This window comes from Myxococcus sp. RHSTA-1-4, from assembly GCF_020037125.1.
GTDB lineage: Bacteria > Myxococcota > Myxococcia > Myxococcales > Myxococcaceae > Myxococcus.
In genome coordinates this window covers 147400-164629 of sequence record NZ_JAIQDG010000004.1, presented here as the reverse complement: position 1 = coordinate 164629, position 17230 = coordinate 147400, and the positions used below count along the sequence as shown (strand labels likewise).

Here is a 17230-nt window from a genome sequence, read left to right as displayed (position 1 = left end):
GCAGGTGGCCCGGTGCCGCCACGCGGCTCGACGCCGGGTGGCGGCCGAGGGGGACTGCCGCTCCTGTCCGTTACTCGGTCCAGTAGGTCTCCGTCAGCACACTGAAGCCGGACTCCGTGTCGACGAAGAACGCGACATTGTTCCCGCTCCACGGGTCGTTCGAGTAGCCGAAGTAGCAGCCCTTGAACGAGCGCCCGGCGATCCGCGCGTCGAGGTTCGCCATCCCGCTGGCAATCACGCTGCTGGAGAGCTGGCCGCGACGGTTGGCATGGTTCACGGAGCTCTCGACCTCGGTACGCACCTCGGCGGCGTCGGCCAGGTTCGGCCGGATGCTCGCCCCGTAGGGAAGGTGGTTCGGGTCGAGGCCGAAGCACTCCAGGTAGTTGAGCCGGTAGCTGCCCTGGCTCCACACGATGTCGTACCGGTCGAAGTGGCGGGCCATCTTCGCGCCGAAGTCAGGCTGCGGCAGCGCGTTCACCGCGTTGATGAGCTGCTCCAGGGGCCGGCTCAGCGTGGCGGCGTTCCGGATGTCGCGGAGGCTCTCCACGCCGATGCCCGCCGTATTGGAGATGGCACGGGCCGAGGTGAAGGGGCGCAGGTTGAGGAGGTTCACCGCGCCATTCCACGCGTACGGCAGGATGTCATGCAGCTCGGTGGAGCTGATGCCGTTCACCAGCGCCACCATCGCCGCCTCGTCGTCGGCGGAGATGGCCAGCTCGTCCATGATGCCGATGCAGGAGGGGCCGATGAAGCCCTCGGTCCGGGCGCCGAGCTCGAGCTCCGCGAGGCGGCTCTCGCCCACCAGCCGGACGGAGGAGACGTCCTCCAGCGACACGAAGGGCAGCGCCGTACGCCGGGTGACGAGGTTGGTGACGACGTCGCTCGGCAGATACGCATCCAGCGTCTCGAATGGCGCCGTGTTCACGAAGGTGAGGAGGCCCTGGCACTCCGGGGCGACATCCACGTCCGTCTCGGTGAGCGGCGCCTGCTGGCGCTCGACGGACTCAGGGGAAGACGGTTGGGTGTCGGTACCACCACAACCCACGAACAGACTCACGGCAAGAAGGGTCGAGCCAAGACGACGCATCGGGGGAGCTCCTCGGGGTGAAACAGCAAATGGAGACGGCTTGATACACCGGCACACCGACATGCCGGCTACACGACTGCCAGCGTTGGCGGGCGACTGTGGGGAAGGAACCCCAACGTGTGGGGCGCATCCCCCGGCCGGCCCCCGCAATCGCTCGAAGCGCGCGTGTCGCCCGCCATGGTGCTCGGGCGCGACTCCGGCGTCGTGAGTCCGTGGCACATGAGTTGCTCAGCGGCGGCGGATGAACCCGCGCATCTCGAACGTACGCAACGCTCGCCAGGCGCCACCTGCCCCGCGTCGCGGGCCGCTGCCCACCGCGAGTCCTCTCTGGTGGGCCCTGCCCTTGATGGTCTGTGTGGCCTGCTCCGGTGGAGGCAACGCGCCCAATGACCCGCCTGGAGATTCCCAGGACGCGGGCTGTGTCGAGCCCCCTCCCACGGACACCTCCGACGCTGGCGAGAAGAGCGACGTCCTCACGCCGAGCCGCCTGTTGCGGCGTGCCTCGCTCGCGCTGCGCGGCACTCCCCCGACCGACGAGGAGTATGCGGAACTGGAGGCGGCGGGCGACGAGGCCGCGCAGCGGGCGTTCGTCGACGCCTTCGTCGACCGGATGCTGCACCAGCCCTCCTTCTACCGGACGATGTTCGAGCAGGCGCGAGACTGGTTCAACCTTCCGCTCACCCCGCGGACCGCCGACGCGCCGGAGTACGGGGTGCAGCAGCAGCGCTCCATCCAACGGTGTCCGGCGGGCACGGCCAGGGCCGGTGCCTGGAAGTACGTCCGGGGCGACACGTCTGCGTGCAGCGGCCAGAAGGCGGATGGCTCGCCGGTGGATGAGCGCTCCATCGAGCCGTGGTGGGCGCCCGGCACGACGGTGACGCTGGTGGGCTTCGCGGCCAGCACCTCGGCCACCGGTACCACGTCCGTCAACGGCAACCCCGTGACGATTGCCTGCGCCACCTCCGGCCCGGAGGGCACCTGCGGCTGTGGCCCGAACGCCGTGCTGTGCCATGCCGACTACCAGCAGTACCCGGGGCACGAGGACTACGTGGCCCACAACCCGGAGGGCCAGCGGCGGCTCGTCTCCGAGGAGCCCGCCCGCCTCTTCGCCCACCTCGCGTGGCACGACCGGCCGGCGACGGACCTCATCCTCGGCACCTACTCCGTCGCGCCGACCCGCCTCCAGGCCGCCTATGTGATGCAGGGCCTCGCGGGAGGCGTGACGAGCCTGCTCGACGACGATTCGTGGTGGCGGCCGTCCCGCTTCTCCGACGCGCCGGTGGACCCCGAGCACGCCCAGGGAGACCCGCTCGCGTGGCGCGAGTACCAGGTCCCCTCGCGCAACCCCTTCTTCCTCGCGGAGCGCGACTACCGGTTCGACCCCCGCACCCAGACGGCCGCCTCGCGGGGCATTCCCGCCGCGGGCATGCTCACCAGCCTGGGTTTCCTCACGGCCTACCCGCGTGAGCGCGTGCGCGGCGCCCGGGCGCTGGAGACGCTGGCGTGCGAGGTCCTCGCGCCGCCCTCGGAGCAGAGGTTCAACGAGTACCGGAGGGACCCGGGGACGGAGGGGCCGTGCCAGCATTGCCACCGCCGGCTCGACCCCGCGGCCATCCACTTCAAGCGCTACGCGAAGCAGGGCGCGGCCTTCGAGGGCTGGGGCGCGAAGTACCTGATGCCCGGTGTCGGCACGGTGTGGCACTGGCCGGCGCGGTGGCGCGCGGGTGCGTACCCCTACGGGGGCGACCCGTTCAGCCACTGGAACCGGTGGTACACGCCCGACACGTTGCTCACGCCCGTCACCGAGGCCCAGGCGCAGGCGAACCCCGAGGCGCTCTTCCTCGACTTCCTGCCGCCGGAGCAGACCCTGCTCGGGCAGGTCAGTGACGGGACGGTGGGCCCGCTCGGCTTCGCCAAGCTCATCGTCGCGGCGGGCACCTTCGACCGGTGTGTCGTGCGGCACCTGCATGCCCAGGTGATGGGACGGGACATCGACCCGGCGAGAGAGGCGGGCTACCTGGACGACCAGGTGGCGCGCTTCGTCGCGGGAGGACGCAAGGTCCGGCCCTTCGTCAAGTCACTCACCCAGTCGAACCTGTTCCAGAGGGGGCGCTGACATGAACCGCTTCATATTCCTCCTCGTGATGTCCGGGTTGCTCTCGTGTGGCGGGGAAGGTGCCCCGCAGGCGCTCCGCGCGCAGGGACAGGCGGCGTGCTCCACGCCGGCCACCTCGGAGACGGTGCGCATCATGCAGGGCCTCAAGCCCCACTGCGAGGGCTGCCACGCGCAGGGCGCGCGCGGCTACTTCGCGTCCACCGAGACCTTCCAGGCCCTGCTGGTGTCCGACGTCCGGATGGTGAAGCCCGGCAGCCCGGACGACAGCGAGCTGGTGCGGCTGCTGGAAGGCCGGGGCACCGGCGCGTTCAAGCAGATGCCCATTGGCCAGAAGTCCTATGCCCAGCTCGTCGCGGACGGCACGGCGACACTGTCCGTGGCCGAGGTCCGCGCGTGGATTCAGGGGCTCGCGACGCAGCAGCGGGACTCGCGTCCGGACCCCGACGCGCCGCGCATCACCCGCCTCAGCGCCACCCAGATGCAGCGGGCGCTCTACCAGCAGTTGGGCCTGAGCCACGAAGACTTCTTCACCGCGGCGAACGAGTACGGCATTCCCATGGCGGAGTCGCGGGGCGACGACTTCTATCCGCTGCAGCCGCCGGATGCCCTCCCCACGCCGAGGCAGAACGCCACCGCGGAGCGCTATCACGCGCTGGGGGGCGGCTCCGTCCTCAACCAGGTGTCCCAGGACCGGAGCGCGGCTCCGTCCTTCGTGCTCACACTGACGCAGGTCTCCCAGCGGTGGTGCCGCCGCGCGCTGGCCAAGACGGGGAATCAGGCGCTGTTCTCCACGGGCACGCCGCGCACCGCCAACCCCGAGGACGTGAAGGCCACGCTGCGGCGGTGGTCGCTGCACTTCCTGGGCGAGCGGTTCACCGACGCCCAGGTGGAGGCGCTGTACCAGGACGTGTTCGTGCCGCTCGCGACGCCCACGGATACCGAGCCGGCCTATGTGGGCGTCTGCTCGTACTTCATCCGCCACCCGCACTGGATTTTCTACTGAGGCACGCATGAAGCTCTCTCGTCGCAAGCTGTTCGAGCTGGCCTTCGGGGCCGCTCACCTCGGACTGATGGCGCGCTTCGGATTCCCGGTGGCCTCGGCGCAGTCGACGCCGGGCAGGCCGACCAAGCTCCTGGGCATCTGGCTGGATGGAGGGCTCCACTGGGAGACCTTCTTCACGCCGCTGACGCGCGCGGGCATCGACAAGTTCATCCCCACGCCCAAGGGCGGCCTCATCCCCCATGGCTACCTGCCCGAGCAGGTGGAGAACTTCGACCGCTCGCCGGTGGACCTGGATGCGCCCGGGCCCGTGCGGAAGCTGCGCGGCCCCGTCTTCTGGAACTGGGCGAACCCGGCCGACGCGAGCGGGCAGAATCCCGCCTCGGGGAACCAGCAGAACTTCCGGCCCTGGGGCTACGCGTGGGCGAACCCCACGTACCGGCTCTACGACAAGGCCGCGGTGCTCGTGGGGGCGGACCAGAACACGGCCGCGCACACCAGCGGAATCATCGCGAGCATGTGCGGTGTGGCGGGCTCGAACTTCCGGGCCCCCGCGGTGCAGGCGGTCATCGCCAACGCCCTGGCCCAGCGGTTCCCGGACCGGCCCATCCCCAACGTCAGCCTCGGCGGTACGTTGCCGCGCGCACTCGGACTGCCCGCGCTGGCGAACCCGACGGTGTTGCTCTCCGCGTCCTCGGTGGAGCCGACGCTGTCCGACAAGCGCGACAGCGCCTGGAAGGGACTCCGCGCGCGGAGCGACGTTCCCGACGTCGCCTTCGACGGCTCGGCGCTCCCGGGCACGGTGCCCGCCACCCCGGTGGACGCGGCCCTGATGAAGGCGCTGCGCCAGGAGCGGGGCATTTCCAGCAGCGGCACGGACGCGATGCTCGAGCAGCTCTATGACACGTACAAGGGCGCGAGCAGGACCCTCCGCCGGGACATCCTCTCGGTGCTGTCCAACACGCCGTCCTGGGAGAAGCTCAAGGACGACCCGGCCTATCCCGTGGACTGGTCGGCCTGCATCGGCTACGCGGACTCCTGCGGCACGGGCACGTCGATGGGCGCGTATTCCTTCGCGCTGCAGTTGCTGAAGTCCGACCTGGTGACGTCGGTGAACCTGCGGGCCTCCAGCTTCGCCAACAACACCTTCGATACCCACAGCGCGAACGGGGTGCAGCTCCACACCAACCACCTGCGCATCGCGCTGGAGATGGTGGGGCGGATGTGCATCGAGATGAGCCTGACTCCGAGCCGGTCCGACCCGTCCCGGTCGCTGCTGGACGAGACGCTGGTCTACGTCTACAGCGACTTCGGGCGCACCTTCCCGAAGCACGGCAGCGACCACCACCCGGCGACCTGCGCCATCCTCGTGGGCGGCGGCATCCAGGGGAACCAGATGCTCGGAGGGTACGACGAGACGATGAACGGCTCTCCCATGGGCGTGCCGGTGACGCTGGTGGAGGAGTCCGGGGAGCGGGTGACGCGCACGCCGCGCTCGCAGGACATCGCGGCGACGGTCATCCGGGCCTTCGGGCTGGAGCCGGGGAAGGACTTCTTCATTCCTGGCGGCTACGGCGTCTACGACGGCGTCGTGAGGGGCTGACGTGTGAGCTCTCCGTGGACCCTCGCCGCCTCCGGCGTCAGCACGAAGTCGCCGCCGTTGCGGACCACCCAGCCGGCGATGTCCACGACGGGCCCGCCCACCACTTCGACTCCCGCGGGCGTCTGACAGATGTCCACCTGTCCCAGGTGGGCACAGGTGCTGACCGTCACGCGCATGCCGGGGTGGGCCGCTCCTTGCGCCAGGGTCCTGGCGTGGAGCTCCCGTCCCGTCTCCACCAGCCGCCGGGGCGCCGTGGGGGAGGTGTCTTCCAGCAGGTAGACACCCAGCAGCGTCATGCCGGTGCGCACCGTGGGGATGAACCCCAGGGTGCGCAGCTCCCGCTCGAGGCCGTCGAGCAGCTCGGAGGTGGTGACGTACACCTGGTCGTCCTCGTCGCCCTCGGGGACCACCGCCACGTGGAGGGCGAAGGCCCGGGTGCTGCGTGCGCGGGAGGTCCCGCACTGAGAGGCGGGGAGCACCGCGGCCCGCAGCGCGGCCAGGAAGGAGGCCACGTCCGGGTAGCGCCTTCCGGCCTCCTTCTCCAGGCAGCGCAGCACCACGGCATCCAGCGCGGGGGATACCGGGACCCACGCGCTCGGGGGAGGCGGTGGCATCTCCAGGTGCATCCGCTCCAGCTCCAGCGGGTCATTGGAGTGGAAGGGGTAGGAGGCCGTGAGCAGCTGGAAGAGCAGCACGCCCAGCGCATAGATGTCCGTGGCGGGGCTGATGGGGCTTCCCCGGAGCTGCTCCGGTGCCATGGCGTGCAGGCTGCCCAGCCGCTGCCCCACCACCGTCAGCCCGCCGAAGTCCTGCTCCGGGTGGATGAACTTGGCGATGCCGAAGTCCAGCAGCTTCACCCGGGGCACCACGCCCTCGGTCAGCACGGCCACGTTGCTGGCCTTCAAGTCGCGATGGACCACTCCCGTCTGGTGGACGGCCTCCAGCGCGACGCACACCGGCTCGAGGTACGCCAGCGCCCGCGCGGGTGGCAGCCGCCCCTTCTCCTTCAGGAGCTGGCTCAGCGTCCGGCCCGGCAACAGCTCCATCACGAGGTAGGGCCTGCCATCCGGCAGCAGGCCGAAGTCGTGGATGTCCACGACGTTGGCGTGGCGGATCTGGTTCACCACCCGCGCCTCGCGCACGAAGCGCTGCATCATCTCCCGGTTGTCGGCCAGGTGGGGGTGCAGGATTTTCACCGCGGCGGGGCGGCCGAGAATGCGGTGCTCCGCCTTGTAGACGATTCCATGGCCGCCCTGACCCAGCTCCTCCTTCAGGTAGTACTCCCCGGCCAGCACAGCCGCCGCCGGGGCCCCGCTGCCGCTGGTGCCTCCCAGTACCCGCGAGAATGGGCCTTGCGCAGTGGGCTGCGTCGTTTCGTCCATGGCACACCCGCCGATAGGGAAACACCTTGGAGCAGATACCTCCCGGTGAAACATGACAAGGCATACAACCCCCGCGAACGAGGGGGCTGGCCAGCGGACGTCACCGGGCTGGCATTCGCGGGTCGCGGATTGGCGGCTCTCGAACAGGTGCGTCTGGAATGAAGACGGATTCGCCTGCTTCACATGAAAAAGCCGCTGGCGGCGACTAGTCTGTCAGGACTGGGCGGGCCCCACGGGGGGCGTTCCGAAGTGTCTTGGATTGAAGGGCCCTGGAGGTGGCTGAGTGCCGCGCTGCCACACATGCGGACGTCGGTGGGTGGAGGTCCATGCGGATTGCCCGCCAGGCGCGGCTCCCACCCCGGCGCCATCCGCGACGCGTGAGCGCCCTCCGGGGGACCTCGTCCTGGCCGGCCATCACCTGGAGGAGGTGATGGCTCGAGGCGGCTTCGGGCTGCTGCTGGCCGCGCGCCGGGAGGTGGATGGCGCGCCGGTGGCCATCAAGGTGGCGCACCCCGAGCACCCGATGGCCGGGGCCCAGTTGAGCCATGAGGGACAGGTGCTGCGCGCCATCGGCCCGCCCACCGTCCCGGCGGTATACGAGGTGGGGCGGCTTCCCGGGGACCGGCCCTACCTCGTCATGCAACGCCTCGAATCGCCCACGCTGGCCGGGCTGCTGGAGCGGTGTGCCGGTCCGCTCCCGCGCGGGGTGTTCGCCCCGTGCGCGCTCGCCCTGGTGGATGCGGTGGCCGCCGTGCACGCACGCGGCTTCCTCCATGGTGACCTCAAGCCGGAGCACGTCTACGTGGACTCCTCCGCGGGCCGGGCCACCCTCATCGACTTCGGGCTGGCTCGGCCGCTGGCCCCGCCCGGCGAAGTCCCACCCTTCCTCTGCACCGGGGGCGCCTTCGCGGGGACGGCCGAGTACATGGCCCCGGAGCAGTGCGCGGGAGCGCCGGCCCTGGACGCGCGCGCGGACCTGTATGCGCTGGGCGTGCTCTTCTACGAGATGCTCACCGGTCGGACGCCCTTCTTCGGTGCCCAGGCGGATGTGTTCCAGGCGCACCTCTCGCTGCGTCCCCCACGCCTCGTGGAGCTGACGTCCGTGCCGGAGGCGCTCGAGGCGGTGGTGCTGCGCTGCCTCGCCAAGGAGCCGGAGCGGCGCTTCGACAGCGCGGTGGCGGTGCGCCTCGCCCTCCAGGAGGCGCTCGCCCGCGAGGAGCGGCCGTCCGCCATCACCCGGGCTCCCGAGGCTCCGGCGCGGCCCGCTGTTCCGAACCTCAGCCGCCGCACCGTCGCGGTGCTCTTCTTCCACTCCGGCGCCACCGCCGTCACCCTCCAGAAGCTGATGGCGGATTTCGGCGGACATCTGGCCTTCTACGAGGGCACCCGGTTCGCCGCGGTGTTCGACCCGAACACGGGCGAGAACCCCGCCCAGCGCGCGCGGAGGGCGGCGGAGGGGCTCGCCGCGCACGAACTGGCGCCCGCCGTGCTGCTGGACGTGACGTCGGTGACGGTGCAGCAGTCCCCCGGCGCCCCAGCGCGCTACTTCGGCGGCGTCCTCACCCGGAAGGACCGCTACCCGGAGGACGGCGACCCCGCCACGCTCCTGCTGACCGCCGCGGCCATGGAGGCCCTGCCCGAGCTGCCCTGTCTGGCGGTTCCGGGCCGGCCCGGCCTCTTCCGGCGCGCCTCGCGCGCCACGCCGCAGCAGGACCTCACCACCATCCTCCCCGGCGCCGAGCCTTCGGGGCTGGTGGGCCGCGAGGGGGAGCTGGCGGAGCTGATGGGGAGCGCGAGGGCGGCGCTGGAGGAGCGGGCGCCCACGCTGGCCTCGGTGGTGGGAGAGTGGGGCTCGGGCAAGTCATTCCTGGGGGCCTGCCTCGCCCAGCGGATGCGAGAAGCGCTTCCCGGCGTGCAGGTGTACGCGTGGCGGGCCCGCCAGCCCGCGCCGGGGGCTCCCGAGGGCACCCTGCGCGCCCTCATGAGCGGGGCGCTCGGTGCCTTCCATGGAGAGGGGACCGGCCCGAAGGAAGAGGGGCGTGCCAGCCTCTTCCACCTGCTGGGAGCCGAGCTGGGCGAGGAGCTGTGGCCCGTGGTGGCCGCCACGCTCGGGTGGCTCTCCCCGGACGCGGACGAGCTGCGGGAGCGGGCCGTGGCCCCGGGCGCCCTGCACTCGCTGGCCCTGCGCGCCGCTGGCGAGCTGCTGGCCGCGCGTGCCCGCCGCCAGCCCCTGTGCCTCATCATCGACGACGCGCACGAGGCCGGAGAGGCGGCGCTGGACGCCCTGGAGTACGCCACGCTGGCCGAGTCGCACCTTCCCCTCTGGGTGTGTGTGCTGGCGCGCCCGGGATTCCAGCGCCTGCGTCCCGAGTGGGGCGCGCGCGCGGCGCGCAGCCACCTCCTGACGCTCGGCCCCTTGCCGAGGGATGGCGCGGTGGAGCTGTGCCGCAACCTCCTGGAGCCGGCGGAGAACGTTCCCATCGAGGTGCTGGAGCGGCTGGCCGAGCGCGCCCAGCGCGTCCCGCGCCTGCTCGTGGAGCTGGTGCATGGACTCAAGCGCCAGGGGCGGGTGCGCCAGCGCCCCGGCGGTGGGAGCTGGTATCTGACCACCGACCAGCTGGACGAGGTGCCCGAGCTGCACCTGGTGGAGTGGCTGGCGGAGCGTGAGCTGCGGGCATTGCCGGCGACGCTGGCGGCCCATGCCCGGCTGTGCGCGCTGCTGGGCACGGGCTTCACCACCGCCGAGCTCGAGGGCGTGGTGCGCGAGCTGGAGCAGGACGGAGGCGCGGCGGACTTTCCGTTGGATCCGCTCTACGCCACGCGGCGGTTGCGGGAGCTGGGGCTGCTGGTGGCGCAGCGGCAGGGGGGCCACGGCTTCCGCGACGAGCTGCTGCGCGCGACGGTGGCGCGCGAGCTGCCCGAGGCGGAGCGCGTGCGCATCCACCGCGCCGCCTACCGCTACTTCCAGGGCCAGCCGCTCGCGACCGACCGCCAGCGCCTGCCGAAGCTGGCGCGCCATGCCGCCGCCGCCGGCCTGAGCGAGGATGCCGCCGCCCTCTACATCCAGCTTGCCGAGTCCGCTCGCGGACGCCACGCCTACCTCGAGGCGGAGTCGACGTACACCCGCGCGCTGGAGCTGCTGCCGGAGGACGACGCGCGGCGCCGCCTCGCCGCCCTGCGCGGGCGGGGCCTGATGCGCTACCGCGTGGGGCGCTACGAGGACTCGCAGGCGGACTTCGCCGAGGCCCGGGCGCTGGCCCGGTTCCTGTGCGCCGCCGGGGACGAGGTGGAGCTGCTGCTGGACGAGGCCATGGCCCTGGACTGGACGAACGACTACGCCAGCTCCGAGGCGCGAGTGGGCGAGGCCCAGCGGCTGGCACGGGAGCGAGGGCTCCAGTCTCCCCAGCTCCAGGTCCGGCTGCTGCTGGGCTGGGGACGCGCGCGGCTCCGCGCCGGCCAGTGGGCGGAGGCCTGTGTCCCGCTGGAGGAGGCCGCCACCCGCGCGCTCGCCCTGGGCGACGCCGGCTACGAGTCCTGGGTGGTGTCCCTGTTGCTGCTGGCCGCCATCCTCCCCATGCTGGGCCGCATCGATGACGCCGATCGTATCTTCGATGAGCTCATCGCCGCCTGTTACAGGCGTGGGGACCGGCTGCACCTGGGCAGCGCCCTCAACAACCGCCGCAACCTCCGGGTGGCCCGCGGGGACCTGCCCGGCGCGCTGAGGGACCAGGAGCAGTTCATGCGCCTGGGGCGCGAGCTGGGGATGGTGGGGTGGGAGTACTTCGCCGAGTACAACATGGGCGAGCTGCTCTACCAGGCGGGGGACACGGAGGCGGCCCTGCCGCACATCACCCGCGCCATCAGCCTGGAGCAGCGTCACCGCGAGGTGGCGCCCCGGCCGTGGGCCCTGCTGCTCCATGCGCGGGTGCTGGCCCGTATGGGAGAGGACGCGCGGGCGCGGGAGCAGCTCGCCGAGGTGCGGCGGAGCGTGTCCTCCACCGGCACGCCCCTCAGCCCCTCCGAGGACGTGCTCCTCAGCCTGGTGGAGCTGGCCACGCGGGAGTCCAGCCCCGAGGAATGGCGCGCGCTCCAGACCCGCGCCGACGCGTGCTCGGTGGAGCAGGAGCCGCTGGAGGTGCTGGAGCTTCAGGCCGTGGCGCGGCTGCGGCGGGGCGAGCGCGAGGCGCCGGTGGGCCTGCTGGAAGAGGCGCTGCGCCGCGCCGCCGGCACTCCCAACCTCATGCAGGCGCGGCTGCGCCGCGGCCTGGAGTGGGCGCGCGGCCGGGCAGCCGGGTGAGGAGGCGGCGGCCCGCGTGGCTCGCGTGGGTCATTGGGGGCAGTCGCCGCAGTCGCTCTCGCAGGCGTTGTACCGGTTGTTGGTGGAGCGAAGGTCCGGGTCACACGACTCGGAGACCTGACAGATGCCATCGCCGCACCGGTAGATGTCCGAGGACCGGATGCGGGTGGTGAGCGGCAGGTAGGTGAGCCCGTTGACGGTGCATCTCGTGTAGTGGGCCTTGCCCTTGTCCAGGACGCAGACACTGCCGCAGCTACCGACATGCTGGATGGGGGGGCACTCCGGGCTCAGTCCGCTGGCCTGGGACGAGAGGGCGCAGGCCCGGGCGCTGCTCTCCTGGCCGCTGAGGTTGCGGTCACTGCACGCGAAGACGACCCCGTCCGTGACGAGGTTGCCGAAGAAGGCGGCCTCCTTCTCGGAGAACTCGGTGGACTCCTCCTTCGTCACGGACAGCAGGGCGCCCGTGGCGGTCGCCCCTCGGATGGAGACCTCCATCTGGATGCCGAACTTGTTCACGTGCGCCGCGAGGCACCCGGTGATGAGCTGCTCCTCGTCCGGGGAGATGGGCAGGCCGCTGGCCCATCCAGGCGTGAGCCCCAGCAGCCCGTACCAGGTATAGGTGACCATCGTCGTGCTGCTCCGGTAGGTGAGCGAGGTGCCCTCGGCGTAGGCGCAGGACACCACGTACTTCATCACCATGTCCGAGAACTCCAGAGCGTTGGAGTCGAACCATTGGTTGAAGCTGGGGGTGCTCACCCCGAGGGAGGTGAGGCCGTTGGTGATGAGGCCATTGGTGATGAGGCCATTGGTGATGAGGCCGTTGGTGATGAGGCCGTTGGCGGACCGCAAGGGATGCAATGCGCTCTCGGCGGCGCGGAGCTGTTCCTCTCCGCTGGCGGAAGCGTCTGAGGGCGGGGCCTCGCAGGCGAGCGTCCCCAGCCCGAGTGCATGGACACCCAGGAGTAGCGCCACCCGGTTGCCAGGGGCCTTCCGCGGTCTGGATGGGAAAGTCCTCTGTTCACTCTCGCCGGAACGCTTCATGGGGCCATCTCCTGTCGGGTGTTGCAGCCGTCAGGGTAGCGAACCGGTGGGGTGGGCGAGGCGGGGCCACCCATTCGGAGCCGGGAAGCACTTCAGCGGAAGACACTGGCTGCCCGGGGCGTTGGACAGGCTGTGAAGGAATGACCCCGTGGTCCGGGGCCATTTCACACCCCGGGCGTGCCGTCACTCCGCCTTCTTGGGCGCGGTGGCGGCTTCCACGACGCGGTGGACGGGGTACAGCTCGCCCGTGGAGATCATCCCGTCGAGGAACTGCCAGCGGCAGAAGCCGTCGTCGGAGTGCGGCTCCAGCAGGTACACGGCCAGCGTGCCGGCGCGCTGCGCGGTGGGGACGTACAGCGTCCCCGCGGGGAACTCGCGCGTGGTGCGCTCGGGGGCGACGGTGAGCACCGTCTCGAAGCGCACGGGCTTGGGCTTCTGGCTGAGCGGCACCTCGGCCTCGCCGGGCGGCGGCACGTTCGCGGCCACGTCCGGGCTGAACGTCTCCTCGCGCCGGGCCACGCGGTAGCTGTCCACGGTGAAGCGCCGCGGCTCGGGCAGGCGCTCGAAGCGGATGCCGTGGCCCTCCAGGCGCGACGCCAGCTCCGCCGGCGCGAGGTACGCCGCTGGAGTGCTCACCGCCTGCGTGGGCACGAAAGTCCGGTAGTGCGGAGTCTTGTAGGTGCGCTTGCGCTTCCCGGGGTAGCGCCGCTCGGTGATGCTCGCCTCGTCGAAGGCGAGGATGCGGGCGATGTCGCCGGGCTTCGCGTAGGCGGGGTACTCGAAGGTGAGCGCGCCCTGGCCGTCACGGGTGGCCACGCCGTAGTTGATGCCCACCAGCTGCTGCACGTCGGGTGTCTGGCCGCGGGCGATGATGCGCGCCTCCTCGGCCTCGGTGATGGCGCGGTAGGCCCTGGCGTTCTTCGCGGCGTCGCGGATGAGCTCCAGCAGCCACGCGCGCATCACCGCGCAGCGGCGCGGGAAGTCGATGTAGCTGTAGGTCTCCAGCAGCACGTCCATCCGGCCGAGCAGCCCGCGGTAGTGGCTGCCGAAGCGCGGCAGCGCGGGGTAGGTGTGCCAGCCGGAGTTCGGGTCGCCCTCGACCTTGTAGTTGCCGTACCAGAAGCTGTCGAAGTCGTGCCGGCTCTTCACCGCCGCCGCCACGCGCTCCAGCATCGCGCGGTTGTAAGCGCGCAGCTCCGAGAAGAGCGGCTCGTTGGAGTGGGACGTGTCGTAGGTGAGGTCGAAGGCGTGGATGCTGCCGTCGGTGGTGTGGCAGTCGATGAAGAGGTGCGGCCACCACGTCTGGTACAGCGCGGCGAGCGCGCGCGTCTCGGGGGCCTCCTGCTTCGTGTTGTCGCGGTTGAGGTTCCAGCCCTCGCCCGTGTAGCGCGTGCCCACGCCGCCCTCGGGGTTCACCTGGCCCTCGAGGTCCTTCAGGTTGAGCTTGCGGTTGTTGGGGCTGATGCGGTCGTTGCCGTCGGGGTTGAAGTCGGGCACCAGCACCAGGCACAGCTTGTCCAGCAGCTTCTTGCCCAGCTTCGTGAGGGTGAGGTCGCGGGCGAGCGCGAGCAGCGCCTCCTTGCCCTCCACCTCGCCGGCGTGGATGTTGGCCTCCACCAGCACCACGGCCTTCTTCTGCTTGCGCGCCAGCTCCGGCGTGAAGCAGTTGCGGTCGCTGACGATGAGCGCGACCAGGGGTTGCCCCTCACCGCTCTTTCCGAAGTCGGCGCGGCGCGCGAGCTTCGTGCGGCGGCACAGCTCGTCGACGAAGGCGAGCACATCCGAGTGGCGTGAGGTCTGCGTGTAGTTCGACGCTTCAGCGCGGGTGAGCAGCTCGGTCATGGGCGCGCATCCGAGCGTTCCCCACGGACAGCGTCAAGCACTTACTCCCGCCCAATCGAGTGTCTACTTTCGGCCTGAAGCGGGACGCCGCGCGGGAGCCACCAGGGAGAAACCCCGCATTGTCCCCGCGTCCGCGAGTCGTAAAGTATGGGCCATGTCCCTCCCTCCTCGCTTTCCGATGCCGTCTCCAGAACTGGAGCACGAGTCAGTCGGCCGGCCGGAGGCGGGGGACCCCGAGCGGGTGGACACCGGGACTCTCCCGCCGGGCGTCCTCCTCGTGGACGACAACCCGGCCAACCTGCTGGTGCTGGAGACCGTCCTCGCTCCGCTGCACGTGAGACTGCACAAGGCCACCTCGGGCCGGGAGGCGCTGCGCTACCTGATGCGGGAGGACTACGCCGTCATCCTCCTGGACGTGCAGATGGAGGGACTGAGCGGCCTGGAGACGGCCGCGCTCATCAAGCAGCGCGAGCGCTTGCGCGACGTGCCCATCATCTTCATCACCGCGCACCAGTGGAGCCAGCAGGAGGTCCTGGCGGCCTACGTCTCCGGCGCCGCGGACTTCCTCACCAAGCCCTTCGTGCCCGAGGTGCTGTGCGCGAAGGTGTCCGTCTTCATCGACCTCTACCGCGCGCGCCAGGAGGTCCGGCGCCAGGCGGCACTCGTCCAGGCCCGGGAGCATGAGTTGCTCGAGCGCACCCACCAGCGGGCGGAAGCCCTGGCCGAGGACCTGCGCCGCAACGCGGAGCAGCTGGAGCGGTGGGACCAGCTCTTCCACCACGCGGGCTGGGGTATCGCCAGCACGGACCCGGAGACCTGGCGCCTCAAGGCGGTCAACCCCGCGTTCGCGCGCATGCATGGGTACGGCTCGCCCGAGGAGCTCATCGGGATGCACATCCAGGAGCTGCTCGCGCCCGAGTCCTTCGCGGCCTTCCGCGTGGAGCTGAATCGCACCATCGAGAAGGGCCACCACACCTACGAGAACCTCCACCTGCGCAAGGACGGCAGCCGCATCCCCATGCTGGTGGACGGGGTGGCGCTGAAGGACGCGAACGGAAACGTCACGTACCGGGCCGCGAGCTTCCAGGACCTGACCGCGCGCAAGGAGGCCGAGGACCGCTTCGCCTTCCTCGCGAAGGCCGGGGAGGTGCTGGCCTATTCGCTGGATGGGGGCACGGTGCTCCAGCGGCTCGCGGAGCTGTCGGTGCCGCAGCTCGCGGACGGCTGCGCGGTGGACCTGCTCACCGAGCAGGGTGGGGTGGAGCGGCGGGTGGTGGTGCACCGGAACCCCGAGCGGGTGGCGCTCGCCTTCGAGCTGGCCCGTCGCTGTCCCGTCGACCTGGGCTCCGGCATCGGCATCGCCCGCGTGCTGCGGACGGGAGAGCCGCTGTGTCTGCCGGAGCTGACGGACGCGGCGCCGCCGGCCTTCGCGCGCGAAGAGGCGCACCTGTTCCTGGGCCAGCAGCTCGGCGTCAAGTCCCTCCTCTGCGTCCCGCTCCAGGTGCGAGGGCGGGTGCTGGGGGCGCTGACCCTGATGAGCGAGTCGGGCACGCGGCGGTATGGGGTCCGGGACGTGGAGCTGGCCCGGGAGCTGGCCCGCCGCGCCAGCCTCTGCCTGGACAACGCGCTCCTGTTCGAGGAGGCGAAGGATGCCCAGGCCCTCACGGAGCGGCTCCAGGGCATCACCGCCGCGCTCTCCCGGGCGGCCTCGGTGGAGGAGATGGCGGAGGTCATCATCCACGAGGGGCTCCAGGTCACGCAGGCGCAGCGGGGCGCCATCCTGCAGCTCCGGGACGGGGCGGTGCGCCTCGTGCGGCACTTCGGTTATCCCGACACGCTCGCCGCGTCCTTCGACCGGCTGTCATGGGAAGAGGGCAGCGGGCTGAGGGCGGTGGTGCGCGGACGCCAGCCGCTGTGGTCCACCACGCTCGCCGAGTGTCTGTCCCACGTGCCGGAGCTGGCCCCCATCACCGCGAGTGCCGGAGAGGGCGCGCGGGCCATCCTGCCGCTGGTGACGGAGCGGCGGGTGCTCGGGCTCATCATCCTGGGCTGGTCGCGGGAGCGGCCGTTCCGTCCGAGGGAGAAGACGTTCCTGGAGGCCGTCTCGCGCCAGTGCGCCCATGCACTGGAGCGCGCGGAGCTGTACCGGGATGCCCAGGCGGCCATCCGCATGCGGGACGAGTTCCTCTCCGTGGCGAGCCATGAGCTGAAGACGCCGCTCACCTCGCTGCGGCTGCAGCACGCGCTCGTGGAGCGGGCGGTGTGCGAGAGCCATCCCGAGAAGACACGGAGCCGGCTGAACGCGGCGATGCGGCAGGTGGACCGGCTCACCTCGCTGGTGGACAGCCTCCTCGACGTGAGCCGCCTCTCGCTGGGAAAGCTCGCGCTGGAGTTGTCGGAGGTGGACCTGGTGCAGGTGGTGAAGGACGGCGTGGAGCGGCTGGAGGCCGTCTTCGCGCAGGCGGGCTGCGAGGTGCACCTGACGGCGGCGTCCGAGGTGCGTGGGTACTGGGACGGCTCGCGGCTGGAGCAGGTGGTGGTGAACCTGCTGTCGAACGCGGCGAAGTATGGCGCCGGCAGGCCCGTCCGCATCGAGGTGGACGTGGACGAGGGCCAGGCGCGGCTGCGCGTGCGTGACGAGGGCATCGGCATCTCCGCCGAGGCGCTTCCGAGGCTGTTCGGCCGCTTCGAGCGGGGCGTCTCCGACCGCCACTACGGCGGCCTGGGGCTGGGGCTCTACATCTCCCGGCAGATTGTCGAGGCGATGGGCGGCACCATCCGGGTGGAGAGCCAGCAGGGGCAGGGGGCGCTCTTCACGGTGCGCCTGCCGCCGAGGGGGCGGGGGTAGGAGGCCGGGAGAGG

Annotated in this window: 9 protein-coding genes; 5 read left to right on the top strand and 4 right to left on the bottom strand. The window is 71.2% G+C overall.

Translation table 11 applies throughout. The features are described 5' to 3' along the window. Nucleotides 1-70 precede the first annotated feature (70 nt). Entirely contained in the window at nucleotides 71-1087 is a 1017-nt protein-coding gene (locus K8638_RS08350; RefSeq protein WP_223753902.1) for a hypothetical protein, read from the bottom strand. A gap of 346 nt (nucleotides 1088-1433) precedes the next feature. Between K8638_RS08350 and K8638_RS08345 the strand changes: the two genes are divergently transcribed. From K8638_RS08345 to K8638_RS08335, 3 genes are read left to right on the top strand one after another with little or no spacing between them, the layout of a single operon-like run. Next, on the top strand, nucleotides 1434-3203 hold the full coding sequence (locus K8638_RS08345) for a hypothetical protein (RefSeq protein ID WP_223754074.1): 1770 nt from the start codon (nucleotides 1434-1436) through the stop codon (nucleotides 3201-3203). A 1-nt stretch (nucleotide 3204) separates the two neighbouring features. After that, nucleotides 3205-4206, top strand: coding sequence for a hypothetical protein (locus tag K8638_RS08340; RefSeq protein ID WP_223753901.1), 1002 nt, complete (start codon nucleotides 3205-3207; stop codon nucleotides 4204-4206). A 7-nt stretch (nucleotides 4207-4213) separates the two neighbouring features. After that, nucleotides 4214-5806 (top strand): DUF1501 domain-containing protein, encoded by a 1593-nt coding sequence (locus K8638_RS08335; RefSeq protein WP_223753900.1) that lies wholly within the window; start codon nucleotides 4214-4216, stop codon nucleotides 5804-5806. On the opposite strand, the gene K8638_RS08330 is transcribed toward K8638_RS08335, so the two are convergent. After that, nucleotides 5782-7188: a serine/threonine-protein kinase gene (locus tag K8638_RS08330; RefSeq protein ID WP_223753899.1), complete on the bottom strand. Its 1407-nt coding sequence runs from the start codon at nucleotides 7186-7188 to the stop codon at nucleotides 5782-5784. The genes K8638_RS08335 and K8638_RS08330 overlap by 25 nt on opposite strands. A 430-nt stretch (nucleotides 7189-7618) precedes the next feature. Here K8638_RS08330 and K8638_RS08325 point away from each other — a divergent pair, with 430 nt between their 5' ends. Next, complete coding sequence (locus K8638_RS08325) at nucleotides 7619-11485, top strand: serine/threonine-protein kinase PknK (RefSeq protein WP_223753898.1); 3867 nt, start codon at nucleotides 7619-7621, stop codon at nucleotides 11483-11485. Nucleotides 11486-11515: 30 nt separating this feature from the next. On the opposite strand, the gene K8638_RS08320 is transcribed toward K8638_RS08325, so the two are convergent. Together K8638_RS08320 and K8638_RS08315 are read right to left on the bottom strand one after the other, a co-directional pair. Continuing rightward, nucleotides 11516-12334 carry a hypothetical protein gene (locus K8638_RS08320; protein WP_223753897.1) on the bottom strand — a complete coding sequence of 273 codons (819 nt, stop codon included), beginning with the start codon at nucleotides 12332-12334 and terminating at the stop codon, nucleotides 11516-11518. A gap of 375 nt (nucleotides 12335-12709) precedes the next feature. Continuing rightward, on the bottom strand, nucleotides 12710-14368 hold the full coding sequence (locus tag K8638_RS08315) for a M14 family zinc carboxypeptidase (protein WP_223753896.1): 1659 nt from the start codon (nucleotides 14366-14368) through the stop codon (nucleotides 12710-12712). A 154-nt stretch (nucleotides 14369-14522) separates the two neighbouring features. On the opposite strand from K8638_RS08315, the gene K8638_RS08310 reads away from it, so the two are divergent. Continuing rightward, a complete protein-coding gene (locus tag K8638_RS08310; RefSeq protein ID WP_223753895.1) occupies nucleotides 14523-17216 on the top strand; it encodes an ATP-binding protein in 2694 nt (897 codons plus the stop codon). Nucleotides 17217-17230: the final 14 nt, after the last annotated feature.

Coding starts and splice junctions, on each gene's coding strand:
- K8638_RS08350 (WP_223753902.1), bottom strand. CDS start 1,087: ATGCGTCGTCTTGGCTCGACCCTTCTTGCCGTGAGTCTGTTCGTGGGT.
- K8638_RS08345 (WP_223754074.1), top strand. CDS start 1,434: ATGGTCTGTGTGGCCTGCTCCGGTGGAGGCAACGCGCCCAATGACCCG.
- K8638_RS08340 (WP_223753901.1), top strand. CDS start 3,205: ATGAACCGCTTCATATTCCTCCTCGTGATGTCCGGGTTGCTCTCGTGT.
- K8638_RS08335 (WP_223753900.1), top strand. CDS start 4,214: ATGAAGCTCTCTCGTCGCAAGCTGTTCGAGCTGGCCTTCGGGGCCGCT.
- K8638_RS08330 (WP_223753899.1), bottom strand. CDS start 7,188: ATGGACGAAACGACGCAGCCCACTGCGCAAGGCCCATTCTCGCGGGTA.
- K8638_RS08325 (WP_223753898.1), top strand. CDS start 7,619: ATGGCTCGAGGCGGCTTCGGGCTGCTGCTGGCCGCGCGCCGGGAGGTG.
- K8638_RS08315 (WP_223753896.1), bottom strand. CDS start 14,368: ATGACCGAGCTGCTCACCCGCGCTGAAGCGTCGAACTACACGCAGACC.
- K8638_RS08310 (WP_223753895.1), top strand. CDS start 14,523: ATGTCCCTCCCTCCTCGCTTTCCGATGCCGTCTCCAGAACTGGAGCAC.